The 15,639-nt window shown below is 74.2% G+C and carries 6 protein-coding genes; 4 read left to right on the forward strand and 2 right to left on the reverse strand.

Going from position 1 to position 15,639, the window contains the following annotated elements; translation table 11 throughout:
• Nucleotides 1-115 precede the first annotated feature (115 nt).
• The 3 genes from gltB (at nucleotide 116) to pyk (ending at nucleotide 7,704) form a co-directional block, all read left to right on the forward strand.
• The gene (gene gltB, locus LGQ04_RS12525; RefSeq protein WP_229244149.1) at nucleotides 116-4,699 is read left to right on the forward strand and encodes a glutamate synthase large subunit; all 4,584 of its coding nucleotides are present in this window, start codon (nucleotides 116-118) and stop codon (nucleotides 4,697-4,699) included.
• Complete coding sequence (locus LGQ04_RS12530) at nucleotides 4,692-6,158, forward strand: glutamate synthase subunit beta (RefSeq protein ID WP_229244151.1); 1,467 nt, start codon at nucleotides 4,692-4,694, stop codon at nucleotides 6,156-6,158. The genes gltB and LGQ04_RS12530 overlap by 8 nt, the downstream gene beginning before the upstream one ends.
• Nucleotides 6,159-6,273: 115 nt before the next feature.
• Nucleotides 6,274-7,704: a pyruvate kinase gene (gene pyk / locus LGQ04_RS12535; RefSeq protein WP_229244153.1), complete on the forward strand. Its 1,431-nt coding sequence runs from the start codon at nucleotides 6,274-6,276 to the stop codon at nucleotides 7,702-7,704.
• A 176-nt stretch (nucleotides 7,705-7,880) separates the two neighbouring features.
• Here the strand turns inward: pyk and LGQ04_RS12540 are convergent, their stop codons facing one another.
• Together LGQ04_RS12540 and LGQ04_RS12545 are read right to left on the reverse strand one after the other, a co-directional pair.
• Nucleotides 7,881-9,206 carry a glycosyltransferase gene (locus LGQ04_RS12540; protein ID WP_229244155.1) on the reverse strand — a complete coding sequence of 442 codons (1,326 nt, stop codon included), beginning with the start codon at nucleotides 9,204-9,206 and terminating at the stop codon, nucleotides 7,881-7,883.
• Nucleotides 9,203-11,449, reverse strand: a complete 2,247-nt coding sequence (locus LGQ04_RS12545) for a glycoside hydrolase domain-containing protein (RefSeq protein WP_229244157.1) — start codon at nucleotides 11,447-11,449, stop codon at nucleotides 9,203-9,205. Before LGQ04_RS12545 ends, LGQ04_RS12540 begins: the two co-directional genes overlap by 4 nt.
• A gap of 180 nt (nucleotides 11,450-11,629) precedes the next feature.
• Here LGQ04_RS12545 and LGQ04_RS12550 point away from each other — a divergent pair, with 180 nt between their 5' ends.
• Nucleotides 11,630-15,595 (forward strand): Pls/PosA family non-ribosomal peptide synthetase, encoded by a 3,966-nt coding sequence (locus LGQ04_RS12550; RefSeq protein ID WP_229244159.1) that lies wholly within the window; start codon nucleotides 11,630-11,632, stop codon nucleotides 15,593-15,595.
• The last annotated feature ends 44 nt before the right edge of the window (nucleotides 15,596-15,639 follow it).

Raw genomic sequence — 15,639 nt, forward strand, 5'->3', positions numbered from 1 at the left:
CCGCTGAGCGACCGCTCGGCGGGTTCTGTCATGTCCGTAGGGCCGAAGACGTCCCGAATCCCCCCAGCTGGAAACAGCCCGGCCTCGCGGCCGGGCGCCTGTGAGGACGGTGTTGATGACCACGCCGCAGCATCGGGAGACCGGCAGGGCTCGCGCCCTGACCGCCCCTCCCACGGCTCTCGGTCTGTACGACCCCGCCGCCGAGCACGACGCGTGCGGCGTCGCCTTCGTGGCGACGCTCCGCGGCACGCCCGGGCGCGACATCGTTGACGCGGGGCTGACCGCCCTGCTCAACCTCGACCACCGCGGCGCCGTCGGCGCCGAGGAGAACAGTGGCGACGGCGCCGGGATCCTCACGCAGATCCCCGACGCGTTCGTGCGCGACGTGGTCGACGCCGAGCTGCCGCCCGCCGGCCACTACGCCATCGGCATGGCGTTCCTCCCCCAGGACGGGGAGGCGGCGGCCGCGGCCGCGCGCGGGGTCGAGGCCATCGCGGCCGAGGAGAAGCTCGACGTCCTCGCGTGGCGCGACGTGCCCGTCACGGCCGACCTCGTCGGACCGTCGGCCCGTGCCTCCATGCCGACGTTCCGGCAGCTCGTCGTCGCCGACCCGGCGCGCGAGCTCTCGGGTCTCGACCTGGACCGGCGTGCCTACCGTCTGCGCAAGCGGGCAGAGAACGAGCTGGGCCTGTTCTTCGCGTCGCTGTCCGCACGGACCCTGACGTACAAGGGCATGCTGACGACGGCGCAGCTCGAGCCGTTCTTCCCGGACCTGTCCGACCCGCGGTACGCGAGCGAGATCGCGCTCGTGCACTCGCGCTTCTCGACGAACACGTTCCCGTCGTGGCCGCTCGCGCAGCCGTTCCGGATGATCGCGCACAACGGCGAGATCAACACCGTGCGGGGCAACCGCAACTGGATGGCGGCGCGCGAGGGGACGCTGGAGAGCGACGCCCTGGGTGACCTCGCCCCGCTGCTGCCCGTCTGCTCCGACGGGTCGAGCGACTCGGCGAGCTTCGACGAAGTGCTCGAGCTGCTCCACCTGTCGGGGCGGCCGCTGCCGCACGCCGTGCTCATGATGATCCCGGAGGCGTGGGAGAACCACGCCGAGATGGACCCGGACCTCCGCGCGTTCTACGAGTACCACGCGACGCTGATGGAGCCCTGGGACGGGCCGGCCTGCCTGAACTTCACCGACGGCACGCTCATCGGTGCCGTGCTCGACCGCAACGGGCTGCGCCCGGGCCGCTACTGGGTCACCGAGGACGGCCTCGTGGTGCTCGCGAGCGAGGCGGGCGTGCTCGACCTCGACCCGGCGACCATCGTCCGCAAGGGCCGCCTCGAGCCGGGCCGCATGTTCCTCGTCGACACCGGCCAGGGCCGGATCGTCGAGGACGAGGAGATCAAGGCGCAGCTCGCCGCGAAGCGTCCCTACGCGCAGTGGGTCGCGGACAACTCGGTCTACCTCGACCAGCTCCCCGAGCGCGAGCACGTGGCGCACAGCCCCGCGTCGGTGCAGCGCCGCCAGCGGGCGTTCGGGTACACCGAGGAAGAGCTCAAGGTCATCCTCAGCCCCATGGGCAACACCGGGGCGGAGCCCCTGGGCGCCATGGGCACGGACACGCCCGTCGCGGTGCTCTCGCAGCGCCCGCGCCTGCTGTTCGACTACTTCACCCAGATGTTCGCCCAGGTGACGAACCCGCCGCTCGACGCGATCCGCGAGGAGCTCGTCACCTCGATCGGCGGCGCGATCGGGCCTGAGCCGAACCTGCTCGTCGACACCCCCGACCACGCGCGCAAGCTCGTGCTGCCGTTCCCGGTGCTCGACAACGACCAGCTCGCCAAGATCATCCGCGTCGACAAGGACCCGAGCCTCGCCGGGGTGTTCCGCTCCGTGACGGTCAAGGGCCTGTACCGCGTCGCCGGAGGGGGAGAGGCGCTCCTCGCGCGCCTCGAGGAGATCTTCGCGGAGGTCGACCAGCACGTGGAGGCGGGGGCGAGCTTCATCGTCCTGTCGGACCGCGACTCCGACTCCGAGCTCGCGCCGATCCCGTCGCTGCTCCTGTCGAGCGCGGTGCACCACCACCTGCTGCGCCGGCACACGCGGACCCAGGTCTCGCTCGTCGTCGAGGCCGGCGACGTGCGCGAGACCCACCACGTGGCGCTGCTCATCGGGTACGGCGCGGCCGCGGTCAACCCGTACCTCGCCATGGAGACCGTCGAGGACCTCGCCCGGCGAGGTCACCTCGCGGTCGCCCCGGAGAAGGCCGTCGCGAACCTCATCAAGGCGCTCGGCAAGGGCGTGCTCAAGGTCATGAGCAAGATGGGCATCTCGACCATCTCCTCGTACCGCGGTGCGCAGGTGTTCGAGGCCGTCGGGCTCTCGCACGACCTCGTGCGCGACTACTTCGCGGGCACGACCTCCCGGCTCGGCGGTATCGGCCTCGACGTCATCGCGGCGGAGGTCGCGGCGCGCCACGCCGAGGCGTACCCGGCGTCGGGCAACCACCAGGCGCACGTGCGCCTCACCACGGGCGGCGAGTACCAGTGGCGCCGCGACGGCGAGGAGCACCTCTTCGACCCGGAGACCGTGTTCCGCCTGCAGCACTCGACGCGCGAGCGCCGGTTCGACATCTTCCGCCAGTACACGGGACGCGTCGACGAGCAGTCGTCGCGCCTCATGACGCTGCGCGGTCTCCTCGAGCTGCGCGAGGGCGAGCGCCCTGCCGTGCCGCTCGACGAGGTCGAGCCGGTGAGCGAGATCGTCAAGCGGTTCAACACCGGCGCGATGTCCTACGGCTCCATCTCGGCCGAGGCGCACGAGACGCTCGCCGTCGCGATGAACCGCCTCGGCGGACGCTCGAACACGGGAGAGGGCGGCGAGGACCCCGAGCGCCTGTACGACCCCGAGCGGCGCTCCAAGGTCAAGCAGATCGCCTCGGGCCGCTTCGGCGTCACGAGCGAGTACCTGACGAACGCGGACGACATCCAGATCAAGCTCGCCCAGGGCGCCAAGCCCGGCGAGGGCGGTCAGCTCCCCGGGCACAAGGTGTACCCGTGGGTCGCGAAGACCCGGCACTCCACGCCGGGCGTCGGCCTCATCTCGCCGCCGCCGCACCACGACATCTACTCCATCGAGGACCTCGCGCAGCTCATCCACGACGCGAAGAACGCGAACCCGTCCGCACGCATCCACGTCAAGCTCGTCTCCGAGTTCGGCGTGGGCACGGTCGCGACGGGCGTGTCCAAGGCGCACGCGGACGTCGTGCTCATCTCGGGGCACGACGGCGGCACGGGCGCGAGCCCGCTGACCTCGCTCAAGCACGCGGGCACCCCGTGGGAGATCGGCCTCGCCGAGACCCAGCAGACGCTCGTGCTCAACAACCTGCGCGACCGCATCGTCGTGCAGGTCGACGGTCAGATGAAGACCGGCCGCGACGTGGTCGTGGCGGCGCTGCTCGGGGCGGAGGAGTTCGGCTTCGCGACCGCGCCCATGGTGGTCTCGGGCTGCGTCATGATGCGCGTCTGCCACCTCGACACCTGTCCCGTCGGCGTCGCGACGCAGAACCCGGAGCTGCGCTCGCGGTTCACCGGCAAGCCCGAGTTCGTCGTGAACTTCTTCGAGTTCATCGCCGAGGAGGTCCGCGAGTACCTTGCACGCCTGGGCTTCCGGAGCGTCGAGGAGGCCGTCGGCCACGTCGAGATGCTCGACACCCGCCAGGCGGTCGACCACTGGAAGGCGCAGGGCCTGGACCTCGGTCCGGTCCTCGAGCGTCCCGTCCCCGTCGAGGGCTCGTCCCTGCGCAACACCACGACGCAGGACCACGGCCTCGACAAGGCGCTGGACAACCAGCTCGTCGCGCTCGCCGCCGACGCCCTGGAGCGACGCGAGCCGGTCCGCATCTCGGTGCCGGTGCGCAACGTCAACCGCACCGTCGGCACGATGCTCGGCCACGAGGTGACCAAGCGGTACCGCGGCGAGGGCCTGCCCGACGACACGATCGACGTGACCCTCACGGGGTCCGCCGGGCAGTCGTTCGGCGCGTTCGTGCCGCGCGGCGTCACCCTGCGTCTCTTCGGCGACGCGAACGACTACGTCGGCAAGGGGCTCTCGGGCGGGCGGATCGTCGTGCGCCCGGACCGCAGCGCCGTCCTCACCGGGTCGAGCAACGTGGTGGCGGGCAACGTCATCGGCTACGGCGCGACGTCGGGCGAGATCTTCCTGCGCGGTCGTGTGGGCGAGCGCTTCGGCGTGCGCAACTCGGGTGCGACGCTCGTCGTGGAGGGCGTGGGCGACCACGGCTGCGAGTACATGACGGGCGGCACGGTGCTGGTCCTCGGGCCGACCGGCCGCAACTTCGGCGCCGGCATGTCCGGCGGGACCGCGTACGTCCTGGACCTGCGCGAGGGGGCCGTGAACGGCAGCGCCCTCGCGACGGGCGAGCTGGGCCTGGGCCCGCTCGAGGACGCCGAGGTGGAGCTCGTCGAGCAGCTCGTGCGGCGGCACCACGAGGAGACCGGGTCGCCGCTCGCGGCGGAGCTCCTCGCCGACTTCCCCGCGGCGGCGCGACGCTTCACGCGCGTGCTGCCGACCGACTTCGCGCGCATGCGCTCCGCGCTGGAGAAGGCCGAGTCCTCGGGTCTCGACCCGGCGGCCCCCGGCGTGTGGGACCAGATTCTGGAGGTGGCCCGTGGCTGACCCCCGTGGCTTTCTGAAGGTGCGGGAGCGCGAGCTCCCGCCGAACCGCCCGGTGGCCGTGCGCCTGCGGGACTGGAAGGACGTGCACGCCCACCTCGAGGACGGCCAGGTCTTCCTCAAAGAGCAGGCGGGCCGCTGCATGGACTGCGGCATCCCGTTCTGCCACCAGGGCTGCCCGCTCGGCAACCTCATCCCCGAGTGGAACGACCTCGTGTACCGCGAGCAGTGGGCCGAGGCGATCGACCGGCTCCACGCGACGAACAACTTCCCGGAGTTCACGGGCCGCGTGTGCCCCGCGCCGTGCGAGTCGAGCTGCGTGCTCGGCATCAACCAGCCCGCGGTGACCATCAAGAACGTCGAGGTCTCGATCATCGACGAGGCGTTCGCCCGCGGGTACGTGACCCCGCAGGTGCCGCAGCGCCTGACGGGGTGGACGGTCGCGGTCGTCGGGTCGGGGCCGGCCGGTCTGGCCGCGGCCCAGCAGCTCACCCGTGCCGGGCACACCGTCGCGGTGTACGAGCGGGACGACGCGATCGGCGGCCTGCTGCGGTACGGCATCCCCGACTTCAAGCTCGAGAAGGTCCACATCGACCGGCGCATCGCCCAGATGGAGGCCGAGGGCACCCGGTTCCGGCCGGGTGTCGAGATCGGCGTCGACATCACGTGGGACGAGCTGCGCGCTCGGTACGACGCGGTCGTCGTCGCGACGGGCGCCACGGTCCCGCGCGACCTGTCGATCCCCGGGCGCGAGCTCGGCGGCATCCACTTCGCGATGGAGTTCCTGCACCAGGCGAACGCCGTCGTCGGCGGCCGCGAGGTCCCCGAGCAGATCACGGCGGAGGGCAAGCACGTCATCGTCATCGGCGGCGGCGACACCGGCTCGGACTGCCTCGGCACGTCGCTGCGCCAGGGCGCGGCGAGCGTCACGACGCTGGCGATCGGCAAGCAGCCGCCGCTGGAGCGAGCGGCGAACCAGCCGTGGCCCACGGACCCGATCCTGTTCGAGGTGTCGTCCTCGCACGAGGAGGGCGGCGAGCGCGAGTACCTCGCGTCGACCGTGGAGTTCGTCGGCGACGCGTCGGGCACCGTGCGTGCGCTGCGGGTCGCCGAGACCGAGTACCTGCCCGACGGGCGTCGCGTGCCCCGGGAGGGGACGGAGCGCGAGATCCCCGCGGACCTCGTGCTCGTCGCCATGGGCTTCACCGGGCCCGAGACGGAATCGCTCACCGCGCAGGCCGGGGCCGGGCTGACGGGCCGTGGGCTCGTCGCGCGGGACGACGACTTCGCGTCGGACCTGCCCGGCGTGTTCGTGGCCGGGGACGCCGGCCGGGGGCAGTCGCTGATCGTGTGGGCGATCGCCGAGGGACGCGCAGCGGCGGCGTCCGTCGACGCCTACCTGCAGGGAGGGACGGAGCTGCCCGCGCCGGTGCGCGCGAGCACGGTGTCCCTGCGCGCCTGACGTGCACCCCCGACGTCGGATGTCCGGCGTCGGGACGATGAGCGGGGCATCCTTGGGAGGGGCACCCCGCGACGATGATCGGCCCCGGCCGGTCGGAGGACTAGAGGCTGGAGATATGCGCAGAGCAAAGATCGTCTGCACCATCGGACCCGCGACCGCGTCGAAGGAGCAGCTCCGTGCGCTCGTCGACGCCGGCATGGACGTCGCACGCATCAACCGGAGCCACGGCAGCGCCGAGGAGCACGAGGCCGTCTACCACGGCGTCCGCGAGGCGGCCGCGGCGTCGGGCCGCTCCGTCGCCGTGCTCGTCGACCTGCAGGGCCCGAAGATCCGCCTGGGCCGGTTCGGCGGCGACGAGAAGCACTGGCTGGACGTCGGCGACGAGTTCGTCATCACCACCGAGGACGTCGTCGGGACCAAGGAGCTCGTCTCCACGACGCACAAGGGCCTGCCGGGCGACGCCCGTGTCGGGGACCCGATCCTCATCGACGACGGCAAGGTGCTCGTCCGCGTCACCGCGGTCGAGGGGCCGCGCGTCGTGACCCGTGTCGAGGTCGCGGGCCCCGTGTCCAACAACAAGGGCCTGAACCTCCCGGGCGTCGCGGTCTCCGTGCCTGCGCTGTCCGACAAGGACACCGAGGACCTGCGCTGGGCGCTGCGTCTCGGCACCGACTTCATCGCCCTGTCGTTCGTCCGGTCCGCGAAGGACTTCGACGACGTCAAGCGGATCATGGAGGAGGAGGGGCGCACCGTCCCCGTCGTCGCCAAGATCGAGAAGCCGCAGGCCGTCGACAACCTCGCCGAGATCGTCGACGCGTTCGACGGCGTCATGGTCGCCCGTGGCGACCTGGCGGTCGAGCTCCCGCTCGAGCAGGTCCCGCTCGTGCAGAAGCGCATCGTCGAGCTCGCGCGCCGCAACGCCAAGCCGGTCATCGTGGCGACGCAGGTCCTCGAGTCCATGACGACGAACCCGCGGCCGACGCGCGCCGAGGCGTCCGACTGCGCCAACGCCGTGCTCGACGGCGCGGACGCGGTCATGCTCTCGGGCGAGACGAGCGTGGGCGACTACCCGATCGTCACCGTCCAGACGATGGCGCGGATCATCGAGGCGACGGAGGAGGCGGGCCGCGAGCGCATCGCCCCCCTCGGCTCCACCCCGCACACGCGCGGTGGCGCGATCACGCGGGCGGCGGCCGAGGTCGGCGAGATCCTCGGCGTGAAGTACCTCGTGACGTTCACGCAGTCGGGCGACTCGGCGCGCCGCATGTCGCGCCTGCGCTCGTCGATCCCGCTGCTGGCGTTCACGCCGCGCGAGCACGTGCGCAACGTCCTGTCGCTCACGTGGGGCACGCAGACGTACCAGGTGCCCGAGGTGGAGAACACCGACGCGATGGTCGGTCAGGTCGACACGACGCTCCAGGCCAACGGTCTCGCCGAGGTGGGCGACCTCGTCGTCGTCGTGTCGGGCGCGCCCGTGGGCCAGCCCGGGACGACCAACTCGATCCTCGTGCACAAGATCGGTGACCACTCCGACACGCGCAAGTGATCCGCCGCCCCCACGGGGGCGGTCCGCAGCACGCCGGACGGCGGCGCTCCTTCACGGGGTGCCGCCGTCCGGCGTTCCCGACGCGAGCACGGGGTCGGGCCGAGCACGGGGTTGGTGCCGTTCCGGGGCTGTTGCCGACAACAACCTCGTGCTCGGCGTCAGCACGCCTCCGGCGGTCACACCGCGGCGGGCTCCCAGGGGGTGAGCCAGGCAGGGGCGTCGGGGGTGAGCGCGAGCGAGCGCAGCATGGCGTCGAGCACGGCGGCGCGGTCGAACTGCAGGGCGTGGGTGCGGGCGGCCTCGCGCGCCCGGGCGCGCTCGTCCGGGGTCGCGCCGAGCACGTCGTCGAGGGCGCGGGCGATCGCGTCGGGGTCGCCCACGGGCACGATGGTCGCGTGGTCGCCGACGGCCTCGCCGATGCCGCCGGTGTCCGTCGTGATGACGGGGCCCCCGCCGGCGAGCATGGACTCGACGAGCGCGATGCCGAACGTCTCGACGAACTCGGGGCGGGGCTTGCTCGGCAGGACGAACGCGGCGCTGGCGGCCATGAGGTGCGGCTTCTCGGCGTCGTCGACGTCGTCGAGGAAGACGACCCGTTCGGCGACGGCGCTCGCCGCGGCCTGGGCGCGCAGCTCCGCCTCCTGCGGGCCGCGGCCCGCGACGACGAGCCGGTGCGTCGTCGCGGCTCCGGAGCGGGCGAACCCGTCGAGGAGGTCGTCGACGCCCTTGGCGGCGGCGAGGCGGGACAGGTAGAGCACGTAGCCGTCGGCGTCGAGGCCGCGGCGCGCGAGGATGTCGGCGGTCCGGGTGGGGTCGAGCCCCGTGTAGGCGGCGGTGTCGATCGCCGGGTAGGACACGCGGACGCGCTCGCGGAGCTGGGCGGCGAAGAAGGTGCCGTGGCGCTCGTCGACCTGCTGCGCGCACTCGACCACGAGGTCGCGCGTGTAGCGCGAGACGGCGACGCACAGGTCGTTCGCGAGGTAGTCGGACAGGACGTGCGCCGCGGCGCCGAAGCGTCCGGCCTCCACGCACGACCGGACGACGTTGGTCACGTCGGACCCGACGGCCTCCGCGACGGTGGCGACGTCGACGGGCAGCCCGGTGCTGCGCGCGACCCGCACGGCGTCGGTGACCGCGGTGGTGTGGGGGCTGAGGTAGAGCGACAGGCAGACCGTGGGGACGCCGTCGGTGAACAGCTCGACGAGGCGGCCGGTGAGACCGGCGAGGTACCGCGCGTCGGGCACCTTGTAGTCGCCCACGGGCTCGGGCCGCTCCACGGTGATGCCGGGGCTGTAGGGCAGCACGGTGTCGAGCGGCTTGAGGGGGAGGCCGGCCTCGCGGAGCCGGTCGAGCGGCCACGTGACGATCCGCACGTCGGTGAACCCGCGGTCGAGCGCGGCCTCGGCGAGGTTGCGCGCCTCGCCGGAGTGGCCGCAGATCACGGGGTCGGCGCGGACGACGACGACGAGACGGCGGTCGCGGGGTGCGTCGGTGGGGTTCATGGCGTCTCCCGGGGTGCGGTGGTGGGTGGTGCGGGGGGCGGGGTCGACGGTGGCCGGTCGGCCGGGTCGGTGCCCCACGCGGAGGGTTCCGGGCCGAGCTCGAGCAGCAGGCGTCCGCCGCGGCGGACGGTGCTCGCGGGGAGCCAGGTCCGGGTGAGGGGGCGGCCGTCGAGCCAGGCCGCCCGGACGTACTGCGGCGGGGTGTCGGGCCCCGGTGGTGCGAACCCGGTCGTCTCGACGGTCAGGACGCCGCCCGGCAGGTGCAGCCGGGACTCGCAGAACGCCGGGGCGTTGACGAGGAAGAGGGCCTGCCCGGCGACGGGGAAGAGCCCGAGCGACGCCCAGACGTACCAGGAGCTCAGCGCGCCGGAGTCGTCGTTGCCGGGCAGGCCGCCCGGACCGGTGCCGAACCGCTGGTGCACGGCGGCGTGCACGACCTCCGCTGTGCGGTCGGGACGGCCCGCGTAGTGGTAGGCCCAGGGGGCTTCCATGTCGGGCTCGTTGTTGAGCCCTTCGAACCGGTCGAGGGCGTACCCGGCGGCCATCTCGGCGGGGCCGGGCCGTTCCCCGGGCTGGACGACGGGCTCGGCGCCGTAGCCGAAGAAGCGGTCGAGGAGCGCGACGAACGCGTCGTCGCCGCCGGCGAGGGCGATCCGTCCGGCCATGTCGTGCAGCAGGCGGAACGAGTAGTTCCAGCGTCCGCCCTCGTAGTACGTCGAGTCGCGCAGGAGACCGGTACCGGGGTCGAAGGCGTTGACCCAGCCGGCGGCGAGCCGGGCGAGCTCGTCGGCGAGCGCGGCGTCGCCCACGCGACGCGCGACGCGCTCGGTGCACCAGTAGCCGAACGCGAGGTCGAGCGTGTGGCTGATCGGGTGCGCGACGCCCTGCAGGAGGTAGTCCTCGCCGTAGGTGCGGCGCAGGTCGTTGTGCATGTGCACGAGCGCCCAGTCCCAGTCGAGGCCGGGCAGGTCGAGCGCGCACAGGTCGGCGAGGAACGTCTGGGCGAGGGCGCTCGCCTGGCGGGAGAAGCGGTCCGCGCCGCGGGCCATGCGGTATCCGACGGGGAAGTTGCCCTCCTCCTCGCAGATGTGCAGCAGGGCGGTCGCGAGCTCGACGGCCCGCTCGGGCCAGAACGTGGTGAGCAGGGGGAGCTGGGTGCGGTAGATGTCCCACATCGTCGACAGGTCGTAGGCGAACGGTCCGTCGGTCGGCCAGAAGGGGCTCTCGTCGGGGGCGAGGCAGGGCTTGACGAGCGAGTGGTAGAGGGCGGTGGCGAACACCGAGCGGCGGTCGTCGTCGACGCCGTCGACCTCGACGAGCTCGAGGTGGTCGTCCCACGTCGTCGACGTCGTCGCGCGGCGCACCGTGAACGACTCCGGGCCGGGTCCGCAGTCGGCGACGAGGTTGTCGTGCGCCTGGTCGGTGCCGCGCAGGGAGAACCCGATCCGCAGCTCGACGACCTGCCCGGCGCGGGTCGGTCCGGCCCAGACGAGGCCGAAGGGCCGCAGCGTCGTGGGCCGGATGTCGCCGAACTCGAGCCGGGTGCTGCCCGGCATGAGGCGCCGGTCGTACCAGAGCATCTGCCGCCAGCGCGGGGCGTCGCACTCGAGGTGCGCGGCGAGCGGGGCACCCTCGACGACGATCTCGCCCGCCGCGGCACCGGGGCCGAGGGTCGCCAGGTGGGCGCGCAGCGGGACGGTCGCGCCGTAGGGGATGGCGAGGCCGCCGAGCGAGAGGTCGACGACGACGCGCGCGTCACGGTGCTCGGGGAAGGTGAAGCGGTGGACCGCGCTCTTGGGCCCGACGGTCACCTCGCAGCGCACGCCGCTGCCGAGCGTCGCCGCGTAGTACCCGGGGACGGCCACCTCGTCGTGCAGGGCCCAGGTGCGACCGAGGGCGTCGAGCGGCTCGAGCATCGGGGTGACGCGCAGGTAGTTGTAGTACTTGCGGATCGCGCCGGTGCCCGACTGCTGGAAGTGGGTGACGCCGGACGCGACGTGCTCGTCGACGAGCGCCGTCGGCAGGCCCTCGGTGCTGATGTCGTAGCGCCCGTACCCGGTGGGGTAGGCGCCGGAGTAGGCGCACGCGGACACCATGCCGAGGGGGTGGCACGCGCCGGGGTGGGTGTTGCCGACCTGCGGCTTGGGCGCCCACCACGTGGCGGCGATCCCCGTGGCGGGGGGCAGCGCCGTCGCCTCCGTCCCGACGAACGGGTCGACGTGGTCGAGCATCCTCCCGCTCATGGTCGTCCCCCTCTCCCGTGGGCCGCGGCGGCGCGTCGTGCTGCGACGGTACGGCCGCGGTGTGTCGGGGGCGTTTCCGCGAGGTGTCGCCGGGGTCGGGTGCCGGACACGTGTCGTCCACCCGCCGTGCACCGACCCGGACTACCCTTCGCCCAGAAGCGTCCCCGGCCCTGGAGCAGCGTGCAGCCCACCTCGACCTCGCCCGACCCCCTCCTCGCGGGGTACCGGGCCCCGGCGCCACGGACGCTGCTCGACGTCCTCGCGGCCACCGCGCAGGCCTACCCGGACGCCCCCGCGATCGACGACGGCACGGTGCTCACGTACCGCCAGCTGGAAGCGGAGGTGGGGCGCCGGGCGGCCCGTCTGGTCGACCAGGGGGTCGGGCCGGGCGAGCGGGTGGGGGTGCGTGCGACGTCGGGCCGGGCGGACCTGTACCTGTCGGTGCTCGCGGTGCTCGCGGCGGGCGGCGCCTACGTCCCCGTCGACAAGGACGACCCGCCGGAGCGTGCGGAGCTCGTCTTCACCGAGGCAGGGGTGCGCGCCGTCGTGGGCGACGACGGGAGCCTCGCGGTGCTGCCCGACACCGACGCGGGCCCGCGGGCGGGTGAGCGCCCCGGACCCGGGGACGACGCGTGGGTGATCTTCACGTCCGGGTCGACGGGCACGCCCAAGGGCGTCGCCGTGACGCACCGCAGCGCGGCGGCGTTCGTCGACGCCGAGGCGAGCCTCTTCCTGCGCGACGCGCCCCTGGGCCCGGGGGACCGGGTCCTCGCGGGGCTGTCGGTCGCGTTCGACGCCTCGTGCGAAGAGATGTGGCTGGCGTGGCGCCACGGCGCGTGCCTCGTTCCCGCGCCGCGCGCCCTGGTGCGCACCGGCGCGGACCTGGGCCCGTGGGTCGCGGAGCGGGGGATCACCGTCGTCTCGACCGTGCCGACCCTGGCGGGGCTCCTCCCGCCGGAGTCGTTGCGGTCGGTGCGGCTGCTCATCTTCGGCGGGGAGGCCTGCCCGCCGGAGCTCGCCGACCGTCTCGCCGTCCCGGGCCGCGAGGTGTGGAACACCTACGGGCCCACGGAGGCCACGGTCGTCGCGTGCGCGGCGCCGCTCGGCGGCCCCGGCCCCGTGCGGATCGGGCTCCCCCTGGACGGGTGGGACCTCGCGGTCGTCGGGCCCGACGGCGCGCCGGTCGCCCCGGGCGCCACGGGCGAGCTGGTGATCGGCGGCGTCGGGCTCGCCCGGTACCTGGACCCCGCGAAGGACGCCGAGAAGTACGCCCCGCACCCCGGCCTGGGCTGGGAACGCGCCTACCGGTCGGGCGACCTCGTCGTGCGCGACGACGCGGGCCTGCTCTTCGTCGGCCGCGCCGACGACCAGGTGAAGGTCGGCGGGCGGCGCATCGAGCTCGGGGAGATCGACGCGGCCCTGCTCGCCCTCGACGGGGTCGGCGCGGCCGCGAGCGCGGTGCGCCGCTCCGACGCGGGGACCTCGGTCCTCGTGGGCTACCTCGTCCCCGAGGCCGCCCGGTCGGACGCGCTCGACGCCCGGGCGTGCGTCGACGCCCTGCGCCACGTCCTGCCCGCCGCGCTCGTGCCGCTCCTCGCGGTCGTCGACGAGATCCCGACCCGGACGTCCGGCAAGGTCGACCGCGACGCGCTCCCGTGGCCGCTGCCGGAGGGTGCACGGCTCGCGGCGCAGACGACGGCCACCGACGACGCACCGCACCTCACGGGGACCGAGGAGTGGGTCGCGGGCATCTGGCAGCGCGTGCTCGGGGCCGAGCCGCGCGTCGCCGACGACGACTTCTTCGAGCTCGGCGGCGGGAGCCTCACCGCTGCCCAGGTCGTCTCGGCGCTGCGCGAACGGCTACCGAGCGTCACCGTCGCCGACCTGTACGACAACCCGTCGGTGGGGGAGCTCGCCGCGCTCGTCGACGACGGGTCCGCGGGGACGCCGGCGAGCGGGCCGGTCCACGAGGGGGCGTCGCCGGGGTCGCGTGGCGCACCGGCCTTGCCCGTGCCGCGGCGCACGCAGGCCGTGCAGCTGCTCGTGCTGCTCGCCCTGCGCACCGTCGCCGGGCTGCGCTGGCTGGTCTGGGTCGCGGCGCTGGGTAACGTCCTCGCCGCCACGACAGCGCTGCCCTTCGTGCGCCCGGTGTCCTGGTGGTGGGTCGTCGCGGGCTGGCTCCTGCTCGTCAGCCCGCCGGGCCGGATGCTCGTGTCCGCCGTCGGTGCCCGCCTCCTCCTGCGGGGCCTGCGACCGGGGCGCTACCCGCGCGGCGGTTCCGTCCACCTGCGGCTGTGGGCGGCGGAGGGCCTGGTCGGCGCGAGCGGCGGCGTGACGGTCGCGGGCGCCCCGCTCGTCGGGCTCTACGCCCGCCTCCTCGGCGCGACCGTGGGCCGCGACGTCGAGCTGCACGCCCTGCCCCCGGTCACGGGGATGCTCACCCTCGGGGCCGGGAGCGCGGTGGAGCCCGAGGTCGACCTGTCGGGCCACTGGCTCGACGGGGACACGCTCCACGTCGGGCGCGTCCGCGTGGGCGCCGGCGCGACCGTCGGGGCACGGTCCACCCTGCTGCCGGGCGCGCGCGTCGGCAAGGGCGCCGACGTCGCCGCCGGGTCCTGCGTCGCCGGCCGCGTCGGCGCCCGCGAGTACTGGGCGGGCTCGCCCGCCGTGCGCGTGCGGAGCGAGGTCAGGCACCCCTGGCCCGACGAGCGGCCGCCGCGCCGACGACGCTGGGCGCTCGCCTACGGGCTGAGCGGGCTCGGGCTGAGCCTGCTCCCGGTCGTCGCGGTCGGCGTCGGGCTCGTCGTGCTGCTCGCGGGCGTGCCCCTCACGGTCGGATCGCCCGGGCTGGGCGAGCTCGTGGGCCCCCTCGCGGCGTGGGTCCCGGCCGCGGCGCTCGCGGCCGCCGCGACCTACGCGGCGCTCGTCCTCGGCTGCGTGCGGCTCCTCGCGGTCGGCCTGCACGAGGGGTACCACCCCGCGCACAGCCGGCAGGGCTGGCAGGCGTGGGTGACGCAGCGGCTCATGGACGCGGCGCGCACCTCCCTGTTCCCGCTCTACTCGAGCGTCTTCACCCCGGGGTGGCTGCGGCTCCTCGGTGCGCGCGTGGGGCGCGACGTCGAGGCGTCGACCGTCGTCGGCCTGCCGTCGATGATGGAGGTCGCGCGCGGGGCCTTCCTCGCCGACGACACGATGGTGGCGCCCTACGAGCTCGGCGGCGGGTGGGTGCGCGTGGCCCGCGCGCGCGTCGGCAAGCGCGCGTTCCTCGGCAACTCCGGGATCACCGCACCGGGACGGTCGGTGCCCAAGAACGGGCTCGTCGCGGTGCTGTCCGCCGCCCCGCCCAAGGCCAAGGCGGGCTCGTCGTGGCTCGGCAGCCCGCCCACGCGGCTGCGGCGCGTCGCGCAGGGCGACGCGGACGAGTCCCGCACCTTCGCGCCGCCGCCCCGCCTGCTCGCCGCGCGCGGTGCGTTCGAGGTGCTCCGCTGGGCCGCCGCGGTGTGCTCGGCGTACCTCGCGGTGGCCGTGGTCGCCGCCCTCCTGCACCTCGCGGACACGTGGGGGCCCGGGTGGGCGGCCGCGTCGTCCGGCGCCGTCCTCCTCGCCGCCGGCGGGGTGGCCGCGCTGCTCACCACGGCCGTGAAGGGGCTGCTCGTCGGCCGGTTCCGGACGGGCGACCACCCGCTGTGGAGCTCGTTCGTGTGGCGCAACGAGCTCCAGGACACGTTCGTCGAGGTCGTCGCCGCGCCCTGGTTCGCCGAGCACGCCTACGGCACGCCCCTGCTCACCGGGTGGCTGCGCACCCTCGGTGCGCGGGTCGGCCGAGGCGTGTGGTGCGAGACGTACTGGCTCCCGGAGGCGGACCTCGTCCACCTCGCCGACGGCGCGACCGTGGGACGCGGCTGCGTCCTGCAGACGCACCTCTTCCACGACCGCGTGATGAGCCTCGACACGGTCGAGGTGGGCCCGGGCGCGTCGGTCGGGCCGCACAGCGTCGTCCTGCCCGCCGCCGTCGTCGCCGACGGCGCGCGCGTCGGCCCGGCGTCCCTCGTGATGCGGGGCGAGGTCGTGCCGACCGGCTCGGCCTGGCACGGGAACCCGATCGTGCCGTGGGACACCGACCCGGCCGTCGCCGGGCAGCGGTGAGCGGCGCCGTCGTCGCGTACGATGCGGCGCACCCGACCCAGGAG

The organism is Cellulosimicrobium marinum (assembly GCF_020551945.1).
Classification (GTDB): domain Bacteria; phylum Actinomycetota; class Actinomycetes; order Actinomycetales; family Cellulomonadaceae; genus Cellulosimicrobium; species Cellulosimicrobium marinum.

Coding starts and splice junctions, on each gene's coding strand:
- pyk (WP_229244153.1), top strand. CDS start 6,274: ATGCGCAGAGCAAAGATCGTCTGCACCATCGGACCCGCGACCGCGTCG.
- gltB (WP_229244149.1), top strand. CDS start 116: ATGACCACGCCGCAGCATCGGGAGACCGGCAGGGCTCGCGCCCTGACC.
- LGQ04_RS12545 (WP_229244157.1), bottom strand. CDS start 11,449: ATGAGCGGGAGGATGCTCGACCACGTCGACCCGTTCGTCGGGACGGAG.
- LGQ04_RS12540 (WP_229244155.1), bottom strand. CDS start 9,206: ATGAACCCCACCGACGCACCCCGCGACCGCCGTCTCGTCGTCGTCGTC.